10 protein-coding genes are annotated in these 13,179 nt (G+C 69.9%); 2 read left to right on the top strand and 8 right to left on the bottom strand.

Annotated features, from left to right (window positions below):
* Positions 1–58: 58 nt before the first annotated feature.
* On the bottom strand, positions 59–1,039 hold the full coding sequence (locus ABTY98_RS18765; RefSeq protein ID WP_352222019.1) for a zinc-dependent alcohol dehydrogenase: 981 nt from the start codon (positions 1,037–1,039) through the stop codon (positions 59–61).
* 121 nt (positions 1,040–1,160) lie between these two features.
* Between ABTY98_RS18765 and ABTY98_RS18770 the strand changes: the two genes are divergently transcribed.
* On the top strand, positions 1,161–2,003 hold the full coding sequence (locus tag ABTY98_RS18770; protein ID WP_352222020.1) for a CDP-alcohol phosphatidyltransferase family protein: 843 nt from the start codon (positions 1,161–1,163) through the stop codon (positions 2,001–2,003).
* A 58-nt stretch (positions 2,004–2,061) separates the two neighbouring features.
* On the opposite strand, the gene ABTY98_RS18775 is transcribed toward ABTY98_RS18770, so the two are convergent.
* From ABTY98_RS18775 to ABTY98_RS18805, 7 genes are all read right to left on the bottom strand, one after another.
* Entirely contained in the window at positions 2,062–2,784 is a 723-nt protein-coding gene (locus ABTY98_RS18775; protein WP_352222022.1) for a YcnI family protein, read from the bottom strand.
* Positions 2,785–2,826: 42 nt separating this feature from the next.
* The gene (locus tag ABTY98_RS18780) at positions 2,827–3,444 is read right to left on the bottom strand and encodes a hypothetical protein (protein ID WP_352222023.1); all 618 of its coding nucleotides are present in this window, start codon (positions 3,442–3,444) and stop codon (positions 2,827–2,829) included.
* A 221-nt stretch (positions 3,445–3,665) separates the two neighbouring features.
* On the bottom strand, positions 3,666–5,540 hold the full coding sequence (locus tag ABTY98_RS18785; protein ID WP_352222024.1) for a discoidin domain-containing protein: 1,875 nt from the start codon (positions 5,538–5,540) through the stop codon (positions 3,666–3,668).
* 151 nt (positions 5,541–5,691) lie between these two features.
* A complete protein-coding gene (locus tag ABTY98_RS18790; RefSeq protein ID WP_352222025.1) occupies positions 5,692–7,050 on the bottom strand; it encodes a GH1 family beta-glucosidase in 1,359 nt (452 codons plus the stop codon).
* Positions 7,051–7,096: 46 nt separating this feature from the next.
* A complete protein-coding gene (locus ABTY98_RS18795) occupies positions 7,097–7,957 on the bottom strand; it encodes a carbohydrate ABC transporter permease (protein WP_352222026.1) in 861 nt (286 codons plus the stop codon).
* Positions 7,950–8,945: a carbohydrate ABC transporter permease gene (locus ABTY98_RS18800; RefSeq protein ID WP_352222027.1), complete on the bottom strand. Its 996-nt coding sequence runs from the start codon at positions 8,943–8,945 to the stop codon at positions 7,950–7,952. Before ABTY98_RS18800 ends, ABTY98_RS18795 begins: the two co-directional genes overlap by 8 nt.
* Before the next feature lie 5 nt (positions 8,946–8,950).
* On the bottom strand, positions 8,951–10,267 hold the full coding sequence (locus ABTY98_RS18805; RefSeq protein ID WP_352222028.1) for an ABC transporter substrate-binding protein: 1,317 nt from the start codon (positions 10,265–10,267) through the stop codon (positions 8,951–8,953).
* Positions 10,268–11,979: 1,712 nt separating this feature from the next.
* Here ABTY98_RS18805 and ABTY98_RS18810 point away from each other — a divergent pair.
* Positions 11,980–13,158, top strand: a complete 1,179-nt coding sequence (locus ABTY98_RS18810; protein WP_352222029.1) for an MFS transporter — start codon at positions 11,980–11,982, stop codon at positions 13,156–13,158.
* Positions 13,159–13,179: the final 21 nt, after the last annotated feature.

The raw sequence follows: 13,179 nt of genomic DNA on the forward strand, positions 1-13,179 counted from the left end.
TCCACTCTCACTCTTTTCTCAGGTCAGGCGCTCTTGGCGGGCCGCATTGGACGTTCCGTCAGCCGACGTCGCCGTAGCGGACCCGGTGGCAGAGCGCGGGGATCTCCCCGGAGGCGAGTTTCGGGAGCACCTCCGGCAGCTCTTCGAACGAGCTTTCCCCAGTGATGAGGGCGTCCAGCGCCGGATCGGCCAGCAGGTCGAGGGCCAGGGCGAGCCGGTCGGCGTAACTGCGGCCTGCCCGGCGCGGGGAGACGGTGCCGACCTGGCTGCTGCGCACGGTGAGGCGCCGGGAGTGGAAGGCCTCGCCGAGCGGGAGGGCGATGCGCCGGTCGCCGTACCAGCTCAGTTCGAGGACCGTGCCCTCGGGGGCGAGGAGTTCCAGGGCTCGGGTGAGGCCCTGTTCGGTGGCGCTGGCGTGGACGACCAGGTCGCAGCCGTCGAGGGCGTCCTGTGGGGCCGCGAAGTCGACGCCCAGCGCCTCAGCCGTTTTCGCCCGGCCCGGGTCGGCGTCGACCAGTTGGAGCCGTACGCCGGGGAAGCGGGCGAGGAGGGCGGCGACCGAGCAGCCGACCATGCCGCCGCCGATCACCGCGATCCGGTCGCCGACCAGGGGCGCGGCGTCCCAGAGGGCGTTCACGGCGGTCTCCACGGTGCCCGCGAGCACCGCACGCGCCGGTGGTACACGCTCCGGTACCACCGTCACCGCGGTCACCGGAACGACGTAACGCGTCTGATGCGGGTACAGGCAGAACACCGTACGCCCGATCAGCTCAACGGGGCCCGCCTCCACGACGCCGACGCTGAGGTAGCCGTACTTCACCGGCCCGGGGAACTCGCCCTCCTGGAACGGCGCCCGCATCACCGCGTGTTGGCTCTCCGGCACCCCGCCGCGGAACACCAGTGTCTCGGTGCCCCGGCTGACTCCGGAGTACAGCGCGCGCACCAGAACCTCGCCCTCGGCGGGCTCCGTGAGGGTGACGTCACGCAGCTCTCCGTGGCCCGGAGAGCGGAGCCAGAACGCGCGGGCCGAGCGGTTCATCGGCATCCTCCTGAACGATCGGGAAGTTGTTCACGTACCGAGATGTGCACAGCGAGAGGTGCACAGGCCGCGCACAGTACGCGGCGTTGATCGACTCTGTCACTCGGCCGGAGGACGTGCGGTGGCCCTGAACAACACATACGAAGCCAGGCTGGTCCAGCAGGAGACCGCTGTGGGAGCGGGCGTGCAGATCCTGTTGCTGACCCTGCTCGGGTCGGCGATAGGCATGGGGCCTGCCGGGTGGCTGACGGGTCTCGCGTTCGCGATAGCCACCTGGGCGGTGCTCTCCCGGGCCCTGCACCGGACCCGGCCGCGCACCTTCGGCCCGGCGAACCGGGTCACCCTGGGCCGCGCGATCCTGGTCGGCGGTGTGACGGCGCTGGTCGCCGACTCCTTCGAGAGCTCCCCGCCGGTCTCGCTCCTGGTCGGCCTGACCGCCGTCGCCCTCATCCTCGACGGCGTGGACGGCAAGGTGGCCCGCCACACGGGTACGTCGACCGCGCTGGGCGCGCGCTTCGACATGGAGGTCGACGCGTTCCTGATCCTGGTGCTGAGCGTGTACGTCTCGACGCAGGTGGGTCCGTGGGTGCTGCTGATCGGCGCGATGCGCTACGCGTTCGTCGCGGCGGCGAAGGTCGCGCCCTGGCTGAACGCCCCGCTGCCGCCGTCGATGGCCCGCAAGACCGTCGCCGCGATGCAGGGCATCTGCCTGCTCCTGGCGGGCGCGGACCTGCTGCCCCATCTGGCCAACCTGGGCGTGGTGCTGCTGGCGCTCGGCTCGCTGCTGTGGTCGTTCGGGCGCGATGTGGTGTGGCTGTGGCGGAACTCTCAGGCGGCGGCGGCGACGGTGGCGGTGGTCGCGGAGAAGGAACGGCCGGCTGAGGTGCGGCTGACGGTGCGCGCGGAGGCGCGGGTGGAGGTACGCGCGGAGGAGCTGGAGATGCTGGAACTGGCGGTGCGATGAACTGACCGAGCACGGCAGGGGCCCGGACCGGGGGATGGTCCGGGCCCCTGCCGTTCGCCTACGACCGTGCGCCCCGTGTCCGTACGAAGGCGAACGCGGCTGCCGCCAGGCCCAGTGCGCCGACGATCAGGCCCGCGATGCCGAGGCCCCGCGCGGTGGAGTCGCTTGCGTCGCCCGACGCGGTCGTCGTCGCCTTGGCGCTGCTCTTCGTCGCCGGTGCGGCCGAGGCCGCGGCCTCGTCACTCGCCGTCAGCTTGAGCGTCGGCGCCGGGTTCTCCGGCTCCTCGCCGCCGCTCGCGGCCTCCTCGATCCAGCGGACGACCTTGCCGTCCGAGTACGTCTGGAGGGCCTTGAAGGTCAGCTGGTCGGTGTCCTCGGGCAGCTGGCCGAAGGCGACGTTGAAGTCCTCGTACTGTCCGGCCCCGATCTTCCCGCCGGTCCAGGTGATCTCGGAGGCGGCCTCGGTGATGGTGCCGTCGTCGGTCTTCACGGGCGTCTTGAGCTTGGTGGTGGTCACCTTGGCGGTCCAGCCGTCCTGGGGGCTGACGAGGACGCCCAGGACCGGGTGGTCGGTGGGCAGGTAGACCTGGACCTTGGTGGTGGAGGCGTTGTCCTCCTCGTTGGGGACACGGAAGGTCAGGACGCCGTCCGTGGCGCCCTTGGCGTAGCTCTCGGGGTGGACGGTGACATGCGCGGAGGCGGCACCGGCGGCGGCGAGGACCGCCGCGGCGGTGAGCGCGGTGACGGTGCCGGCGCGGCGCAGGGCAGAGTTGGCAGACATGGGTGAGTGGATCTCCGTACGAGTGAAGTCTGTTAGAGGGCCTTACGGGTGTCGGACGGGGTACGGGATCGCAGCAGGGGGGCCGCGTCGGCTCACCGCGTGCCGTAGCGCGAGCAGTCGGCGGGGGCGTACCGGATCGGCCGGGGCCCGCAGCGGGCGGCCGGCCGGGGCGGGCAGCGGGGCGTCACGCCACCAGGCCGCGAGACCGGGCACGAGGGCAGCCGTGCGGCGCAGCAGCGACCACAGGGCGGCCTCGCCGCACCGCAGCCACCAGGAGGCGACCAAGGCCGCGACGACATGGGCCAGGGTGGCGTGCGCGGTCATGGCGTGCGGGTGCTGCGCCATGCCGGCCATGGACATGTGAGACATGTGAGACATGGCCGTGGTGGGCGTGGGTGCGGATGTCGCCGCGTGTGCCGCGTCGAAGCCGAAGTGCAGACCGGCCTGGGTGAGCAGCATGCCGGCACCGATCTCCGGGAGTCCGCGCTCACGTCCCGCGAGGACGCGCCCCAGGCCGAACACGGCGGCGAATCCGGCCGCGTCGGCCCACAGCGGCGGCATCTCCCCCATGGCCAGTGCATGGCCGGCGGCAGCCAGGAGCACGCACACCGCGGCGAACACCGCGGCACGCAGGCTCCGTACCGCCGGTGACGCACTCATGGTGAGTGATCCTCCCACGGTCGGGTAGTACGCGAAACGCGGACGGACCGTTCAGTCGCGGACGAACGCGGGGGCGGTGTCCTCTTTCGGCCGCGGCAGCGTCGAGCGCTCCGTCAGGGACGCGGGGACCTGCACGACCAGCCACGACAGGCCCGCGGCCGGCCCCCGGCCCCTCCCCCGCCTCCCCTCGGCAGCGCGGCCCCCGGGCAGGTACCTGGTCCCTACCTCTTCTGTTCCACCCGCACCCAGTCCACCTCCGCCTGCACTCCCCCGGCCGCGATCTTGCCCACGCTGGACTGCGGCAGGCCCCAGTAGGGGCTGGTGACCTGGTTCCAGCCGGCGGGGTAGGCGCCGCCGAGGGCGAGGTTGAGGATGACGTACTGGTTGTGGTCGTAGGCCCACTGGCCGCGTGTCGACTCCAGCTTGTTGCGGGTGGTCTCCTGGACCAGGGTGTCGTCGACGTAGAAGCGCATCGCCGTCGGCGTCCACTCCACCGCGTAGGTGTGCCACTGGTCGATGGTGCCGCCGTTCGGGAAGGTCTGGCGGGTGCCGATGTTGCCGTCGGCCGAGTAGCCGGGGCCGTGGAGCGAGGTGCTCGTCCACGTCGGGTAGCCGATGTTCTCCATGATGTCGGTCTCGCCGGAGGCCGGCCAGGAGACCGACGGGTTGTCGACGTTGCTGCCCAGCAGCCAGAAGGCGGGCCAGTAGCCGTCGCCGACCCGGAGTTTCATACGGGCGCTGACCTTGCCGTAGGTGAAGTCGAAGTGGGTGTTGGTGTCGATACGGCCGGACGTGAAGTCGTAGGTGCCGCCGCCCGCCTGGGTGCAGCCCTTGCAGTACTTCGCCTTCAGGATCAACTCGCCGTTCTGCGTCCGGACGTTGTCCGTCGAGTCGACGTACGCCTGGGACTCGCCGTTGACCGGGCCCATCTCGGTGCCGGTGCGGACGACCCGCCACTTGGAGCGGTCCAGCGAGCTGCCCGTGAAGTCGTCGAAGAACGTGGTCTGGTACGTGCCCGGCTGCTCGCCCGGGAGCGCGGGGTAGGCCGCCTGTACGCTGCCGCCGGTGCCCCAGACCTGGAACTCGTAGAGGGAGTAGCCGAACTGGGCGGTGTAGGGGGCCGGGTTGTAGAAGCTGCGGCGCTCCTTGCCGAGCATCCGGACATAGCGGCCGGTGGCCGGAGAGGGAAGGGTGACGGTGTCGTGCAGGCCCGCGGCGTCCGAGGGGGCGACGACGTTCGCGCGGCGGGTGGCGATGGCGGCGGCGGAAGGCTCGTACACCGTGCGCCAGTTGACGTTGTCGTCGGAGACCTGGAGGAGGTAGTCGACGGCGTACGCCGACTCCCAGTACAGGTCCACGGAGGAGATCGTGGAGGTGGCGCCCAGGTCGACCGAGATCCAGCGGTCGGCGTTCCAGTCGCTCGACCAGCGGGTGGAGTCGCCCTTCAGGTCGGCCGGCCAGCCGCCGTCGGTGGCGAACGCCGGGGAATTGCCCGCGTGCTGGTAGTAGTTGGAGTACGCCGGGTGGTTCAGGGCGAGGTTGGTGACGGTCGAGGACGCGGGGGCCGGTTCGCCGCCGTAGACCTTGAAGTTCCAGAGCGAGTAGCCGTAGGGCGTGGCGCGTTCGATGCCACGCATCCGGACGTAGCGGCCGGTGACCTCCTGCGGGTAGGTGCTCGCTGTGACCGAGCCGCCGGTGCCCGCGGTCTCGGTGTAGAACGGCGTCCAGTCCGTGCCGTTCTTCGAGGCTTCCAGGACGTATCTCTTGCCGTAGGCGGCCTCCCAGTCGAGGACGACCCGGTCGATGCGGATGGTGGTGCCGAGGTCGATCCGGATCCAGGCGTCGTCGGCGAAGTTGCTGGACCAGCGGGTGCCGCCGTTGCCGTCGAAGGCGAGGCCGGCAGTGGTGCCGCCGTTCTCGCTGCCGGAGGCGGTGACGGCGTTCGGGTCGGCCGTGTAGGCGGTGTTGGCGCGGTCGGTGTCCCAGGTCACGGCGGCGGTAGCGGCGGTCGCCGGGGCGGCCAGGACCGGGCCCGAGGCCAGCAGGGCAGCCGTCGCGAGGGCGGCCAGGAGGGTGCGGGGGATGCGGGATGGCATGCGGGCCTCCTGAGTGTCGATGGTGCACACGTTGTTGTGTTCATGACAGATCGGAGCTCGGTGTCCATGCGGCGTGGACCGTCGTGCATGCGTGTGGGAGTGCGGTGCGGTGGGCGCGGAACTCCCCTGGTCCGCGCCCACCGCGGTCGTGTCAGGCCGCCCTGCGGGCCTGTCCCCGGTGGTGGCGGATGATGTCCGCGTACCGGTGGCCGCTGCCCTTGATGGTGCGGACCTGGGTGCGGTAGTCGACGTGGACCAGGCCGAAGCGCTTGTCGTAGCCGTACGCCCACTCGAAGTTGTCCAGCAGCGACCAGGCGAAGTACCCGGCCAGCGGGGCGCCCTTGCGGGCCGCCGAGGCGCAGGCGGCGAGATGGCCGACCAGGTACTCCTGGCGCTCGGGGTCGTCGATCGTGCCGTCGGGGCGGACCACGTCCGGGTAGGCCGAGCCGTTCTCGGTGACGTAGAGCTTGCGGGCGCCGTACTCGTTCGTGAGGCGCAGCAGCAGCGTCTCGATGCCGCTCGCGTCGATCTCCCAGTCCATGCCGGTGCGCGGGACGTCGGGGCGGCGCACCGAACGGGCGTACGGGGCTGGGCCGTTCGGGTCGTCCTCCACATAGGCCGGGAAGTAGTAGTTCAGGCCCAGCCAGTCGAGCGGGGTGGCGATGGTCTCCAGGTCGCCGGGGCGCTCGGGGAGTTCGACGCCGTACGTCTCGACCATGTCGGCCGGGAAGCCGCGGCCGTGCACCGGGTCCAGCCACCAGCGGTTGACGTGCCCGTCGTGGCGGCGGACGGCGGCCTGGTCCTCGGGACGGTCCGAAGCGGCGAACACCGTCGAGAGGTTGTTCACGATGCCGACCTCGGCGCCCGGCGCGGCGGCGCGGATCGCCCGGGCGGCCAGGCCGTGGCCGAGGAGCAGGTGGTAGGAGGCGCGGACGGCGGTGGTGAGGTCCGTCAGGCCCGGGGCCATCTTGCCCTCCAGGTGGCCGATCCAGGCCGAGCAGGAGGGCTCGTTGAGGGTGGTCCAGTGCCGGACGCGGTCACCGAAGCGCTCGGCGACCACGGAGGCGTAGTCGGCGAAGTGCTCGGCGGTCGCGCGCTCGGTCCAGCCGCCCCGGTCCTGGAGGGCCTGCGGCAGGTCCCAGTGGTAGACGGTGACCGAGGGGGTGATCCCCGCCGCGAGCAGGGCGTCGATCAACTCGTCGTAGAAGTCGAGGCCCTTGGCGTTGACCGGGCCGTCGCCGCCGGGCCGCACGCGCGGCCAGGCGATCGACAACCGGTAGGCGTTGGTGCCGAGTCGGCCCATCAGGCCGATGTCCTCGCGCCAGCGGTGGTAATGGTCGCAGGCGATGTCGCCGTTGTCGTCGCCCGCGATCTTCCCCGGGGTGTGCGAGAAGGTGTCCCAGATGGAGGGTGAGCGGCCGTCCTCGGCGACGGCTCCCTCGATCTGGTACGCCGCGGTTGCCGTGCCCCACAGAAAGTCGTGCGGGAGTGCGGCGAGGTCGATGGTCACGTAATTCCTTTCGCGACGAGCTTCGGAACTTCGGAGGGAGGTGGGTTCACTTGACGGCGCCCGCCGTCAGCCCGGCGACGAGGTAGCGCTGGAGCAGCAGGAAGCCGGCCACTACGGGGACGCTCACCACGAGCGAGGCGGCCATGATCTGGTTCCAGTAGACGTCGTACTGCGTGGAGTAGCCCTGGAGGCCGACGGCGAGGGTGCGGGTGGTGTCGTTGGTCATGACCGACGCGAACAGCACCTCGCCCCAGGCCGTCATGAAGGCGTAGACGGCGACCGCGACGATTCCCGGGATCGCCGCCGGTACGACCACCCGGAACAGCGCGCCGAGCGGCCCGCAGCCGTCCACCAGCGCCGCCTCGTCCAGGTCCCTGGGCACCGAGTCGAGGTACCCGATCAGCATCCAGATCGAGAACGGCAGCGAGAACGTCAGGTAGGTGAGGATCAGCCCGCCGCGGGATCCGAACAGGGCGATGCCGGTGGCGTTGCCGATGTTGACGTACAGGAGGAACAGCGGGAGCAGGAAGAGGATGCCCGGGAACATCTGCGTGGACAGCACGGTGACCGTGAAGACCCGCTTGCCGCGGAACTCGTAACGGCTGACCGCGTAGGCGGCGAACACCGCGACGACGACCGAGCAGACGGTCGCCGAGACCGCCACGATCAGCGAGTTGACGAAGTACCTCGCGAGCGGGACCGTCGACCAGATGTCGATGTACGGGCGGATGGTCAGCCCGCTGGGCAGCCAGCGGAACTTGCCGGTGACGTCCGCGAGGGGCTTGAGCGAGCTGGAGATCATCACGTACACGGGGACCAGCACGAACCCGGTGAGCAGCGTGAGGAAGATCCCCCGGGCCCAGAGGAACGAGCGCGGCGGGGCCATCGGCGAACTGGGACTAGACATCGGCGGTCCTCCGTCCGCGTGAGGTGAGCGCGAGATAGACGCCGGTCACGACCAGCAGGAAGAGCAGCAGGAGCACGGACATCGCCGAGCCGGTGCCGAAGTTCCAGGTGACGAAGGAGGCCTGGTAGATGTGGACCGAGATGAGGTCGGCGGCCTCCGGCGCGGCCTTGCCGAACAGGACGTACGGCGTGTTGAAGTCGTTGAACGTCCACAGGAACAGGACCAGGATCAGCACCTGGTTGACCGGGCGCAGCGAGGGCAGGGTGATCCGGCGGATCTGCTGCACCATGCCGGCGCCGTCCAGGGCGGCCGCCTCGTACAGCTCCTTGGGGATGTTCTGGAGTCCGGCCATCACGATCAGGAAGGCGAACGGCCAGCCCTTCCACACCGACACGATCAGCAGCGCCCAGAAGCTGTTGTCGCCGATCAGCCAGAACGACGGCTTGTCGGTGAGGTGCAACTGGTCGTGCAGGACGTGGTTCACCAGGCCGTTGTCATGCTGGAACATGAACACCCAGGTGATGACGGCCGCGTAGACCGGCAGCGCGTACGGCACCAGGAACAGGGCCCGCAGCAGGCCCCGGCCCCGGAAGGTGTCCTGCATGAACACCGCGGCCGCGGTGCCGATCAGCCAGCACAGGCCGACCGACAGCAGGGTGAAGCCGACGGTGACGAAGAAGGAGTGCAACAGGGCTTTGCCGACCGGGGCGTTGAACTCGATCGACGTCTTGTAGTTGTCGAACCCGGACCAGGGGGCGGTGCCCCAGTCGCGGATGTAGAACTGGGTGAGCTCCTTGAAGCTCATCACGACACCGATGACCATCGGCACCAGATGGACGAGGAGTTCGAGCAGCAGGGCGGGCAGGAGCAGCAGGTACGGCAGTCCGATCCGGCGGATCCGCCCGGGGCGGCGGCCCGAGCCGCCCGCCGCCCCGGGGGAGTTCGCACGCACCGGCTCGTGTACGGCGGTGGTGGTGGTCGTCGTCATGGTGCTCAGGCCGCCGGCATCTGCTGCTGGGCCTTCTCCAGCTCGGCCTTCACGGAGTCGGTGGTGACGGCGTGGCCGGCGGCCGCGGCGGCGAACAGGTTCTTCACTGCCGTACCGACCGTCGTCTCGAACTGCGACTCGGCGGCCACCTGGGGCAGGGCCGCGGCGCTGGTGGCGAGTGTGTTCTTCAGGACGGAGTTGGCGGGGGTGTTGAAGGCCGGGTCCTCCTGGGCGGCCTTGACCGGCGGGATGGAGCTGTAGGCGGTGTTGAGGATCTTCTGCTCGTCGTCGCTGGTCAGGAACTTCACGAACTTGGTCGCGCCGTCGAGGTTCTTGGTGTTCTTGAAGACCGCCAGGTTGATGCCGGCGACCATCGAGTTGACCTGGGCGCCGGTGCCGGGGGTGCCGGACTGCACGGGCACCGGGGCGATGCCGTAGTCGCTGTCGCTCATGCCCTGCGACTTGAGGTTGGAGGACGCCGACTGCCACAGCAGCATCGCCTGCTTGCCCTTGGCGAAGTCGCTCACCGACTGGTTCTGCGCGTACTCGGCGTCGGAGGTCGGGATGACCTTGTCCTTGGCCATGAGGTCGACGTACTGCTGCACCGCGGCGACGACCTTGTCGTCGGTGAAGTTGGGCTTGCCGTCGGCGGTGAAGAAGTCGGCGCCGTGCTGCTTGGCGAAGACGAAGACGTGGTGGATGTTCTCCGACACGTTTCCGCCCTCGGCGCCGAGCACCGACTTGCCCTTGGCGGATATCTTCTTGCCGTCGGCGATCAACTCGTCCCAGGTGACCGGGGGCTTGGCGATCCCGGCGGCGGCGAAGATCTTCTTGTTGTAGTAGAGGGCGTAGGCCATCGAGTACAGCGGTACGGCCGCCGGGTCCTTGCCCTCGGCGCCCGTGGAGCCGAGCGCGGAGTCGACGAAGCGGTCCTTGCCGCCGATCTTGTCGAAGTTCTTGGCGTCCCAGGGCAGCAGCGCGCCGGTCGCCTGCAGCGAGGCGCTCCAGGTGTTGCCGATGTTCAGCACGTCGGGGCCCTGGCCGGAGGTGGTCGCTGTCAGGATCCGGTTGAGCAGGTCCGACCAGGGCACGACCTCCAGCTTGACCTTGATGCCGGTCTGCTTCTGGAACTTGTCGAGCTCCGGCTGAAGGACCTTCTTGTCGACCTCGATGCTGGCACCCTGGTTGGAGGCCCAGTAGGTGAGCGTCTTCGGGGAGTCGTTGGACCCGCCGCCGGTGGACGAACCGCCACCGCAGGCCGTGACCGCGAGGGCGAGAGACATGGTGACGGCGCCTACGGCCGCGGCTCGGATGCTGCGCATGGCTCCAGCTGTGCCTTTCCGGGAGTCGAGAACCCCGAGAGGGCTTCGCGAAGGCCGGCGCCCGCGATTGCGAAGGCCGAGACCACCGTTCGGCTGCCGAAGCCCCTCATGGCTTAATTTAGGACGTGAGTTAACCCCCCGAACAATAGCTCGTCAAGGGATCCGGCACGGGTATCCGCGCAGGCGGCCCCGGGAACACCCGGTTCCGACCCGGTGGTCCGCCCACCCCAGGCGGTGTGACCTGGGCCGAAGCCATGTGACCTGGGCAGGGAGAGCCCGGGGGGCGTTCCGCAACGGTTGTGTTTCGACGGGGGGATGCGTTACGGCGGGGTGGGCGGGCCGTGGCTCACGTCCGGCGCGGCGCGGTCGATTCTGCACGGCGGGGCGAGCCTCTGCACACGGCGGGGGACGGCCCGACGCGCGGGGCGGAGGAGGACCGACACCCACGGCAGACACCGACCCGACCCGCCACACGAAGACCAACCCACACCCACCGCAGACACCGACCCGACCGCCGAGCTAAGGCGGCCCGACCGCACGCGAGTAGGCGCCCCCACAACCACGACGGACAACGACCCCAACACCCACCGCAGCGGGCGTGACGGTGGTCTTTCCGGCGTCGACGTGGGCGAGGATGCCCAGGTAGCGAACGGCCGCAAAGAGGGTTGAGGGAGTTCGGGTGGAGTTCGGTGCGCATGGCCCGGTGCCTTTCGAATGCGGTTCCCTGGCGGGGTCCTGGAATGGGCAGCGCAATTTCCGTGTGGTGAAGTTCGCCGGACTACGGCGGTGAAGTTCACCGGACGACGACTGACGGGACGTCAATGCCCTGGCATATGCAAGAAGTTGAAGAGCGCGTCGGGCGTCACGGAGTCCGAGACCAGCCGCGCAGCGGGTACCGGAGGGACGGGGACACGAGGATCACCTCGTACCGGGAGCGGGAAGAGGCGGCAGTCGCGCGGTCGCACACGGCCCTCTCCCCTCAATCGTCCGAACTCGTCACGGTAATGCGCCGCGACCGCCTTCCGCGGCTACGGTGCGTGATACCGAGCGGGTGCAGGCAGAGCGTGCGGGGCGTGGCACTCGGTTTTCCGACCAGGGGGCCCGCGCTTCCCCGGGATACCGGTTCGTTCCCTTTTCTCCGTTCTCGGGGAATGCGGCGGCTCGTTGTCCCGGCATTTTCCGGACATTCATCTGGCCGGCGTCGATAACTCGGCCGTCCCGGAAGGCGCTTTCCGGGTCGACGGACGGAGGTGGAGCGGTTCACCGGAAGAGACCGCAGCAACTCCGGCGATTGGCCGAAAAACACGCTTTACAGCTCCCAGCGGGACATCGGGACGTTCCTGCTCTTCACCCGCCCGGCCAACCAGGGAAAGGACGTCCGGAACGCCCTGGATGCGCATCGTCGCGGGTGGCACGCGGAACGCGTCGGCAGGTCCCGGACCGGCCGGAGTTGATGTGGAACATGTGTGGATTTTCGGTGAAGCATCGCTCGTGGCTGAGAAATTAGGATCGCGCCCCGGGTTCCGGCAGGGCATGCAAAGCCCGGAAAGCAGCCCGTCCCGGTGGCCGGTGGACGCTCCACCACTCTGCGAGCAGGCCTAATCTGATCGGCGAGCAGACTGAATGAGCACAGCAAGTGGACGGATTGGACTGGATTGGACACGCAAAAGACGCGGAGAGCGCCGTTCGCCGCGCTGCGCAGGGGTACCGCGATGCCGGTCGCCGCGCAGGTGCTCATCGCGGGAACGCTTTTCTCCCGTCTCGGCGACACCCTCGCCTCGCTGGGGCTGGTGCTGCACGCGGCGGACCGGGACATCCGGTTCGGGGTGACCGAGGTGATGCTCGCCGAACTCATTCCCACGGTGCTCGCGGCACCGCTGATCGGCTCCGTGGTCGACCGGTTCAGTGCGCGCGCGGTGTGTCTGTGGGCGCTGCTGGCCCAGTCGCTGTCCCTCGGTGCGGCCACCGCCGTCGGCGGGTTCCATGTGAGGGTCGCGCTGATCGCGCTGTCGGCCCTGGCCGGAGTGGCCTCGGTGGCCGCCGGGTTCAAGATGCTGCCCGCCGTCGCCGGTGACCGGCACACGGGCCGGGCGAACAGCCTGCTGACGGCCGGACTCTCCGTGGCGGGGCTGCTGGGGCCTCCGCTGGCCGGCTTCCTCAACTCCCAGTGGGGCACCAGCGTGCTCCTCGCGGTGGACGCCGTGTCCTTCCTCGTGCTCGCGGGCTGCACCATGCTGGCGGTGCCGAGCACCGTGGACGTGGCGATCGGCCGCCGTCCCGCCACGAAGCTCTCGGACGGCTACCGGGCGCTGCGCGACGCCCCGGTGGTGGGCACGCTGATGCCGGCACTGGCGGCGGCGATGCTGGCCACCAGCATCGAGAACGTCGCGGGCGTCTTCTACCTGCGGGACGTCGTCAACGGCAACGACACCGTCTTCGGCCTCTTCCTGGCGGCCTGGGCCCTCGGGTCCGTCCCCGGCGCCCTGCTCGCGGGCCGCGTGGGCTGGGCGGACCGGCAGGCCCTGCTGATCGTCGGCGGCATCTCAGGGATCGGCCTGGGCCTGCTCCTCACCGGTCTGATCCCGGTCACCGCGGTGATCTTCCCGCTGTTCCTGATCGCGGGCTTCGGCAACGGCGCGTGCAACGTCGGCCTGCGCAACGCGGTGCACTCGCGGGTACCGGCCGAGGTGCACGGCAGCGCCTGGGCCTGCTTCCAGGCGCTGTCCCGCAGTTGCATCGGCCTCGGCTATCTGCTGGGCACCCCGAACAGCCTGGTCTCCAGCCAGGGGCAGGTGATCATCTCGGGTGTCATCCCACTGGTCGCCATGGCGTGGGCGGCCCTGGCCTTCGTCCGGCGCGGCGAACACACCGTCTCGGAGCCTTCGGCCTGAGCGACCGACCGGCTGGTCGGA

The organism is Streptomyces sp. NPDC096040 (genome assembly GCF_040303265.1).
GTDB lineage: Bacteria > Actinomycetota > Actinomycetes > Streptomycetales > Streptomycetaceae > Streptomyces.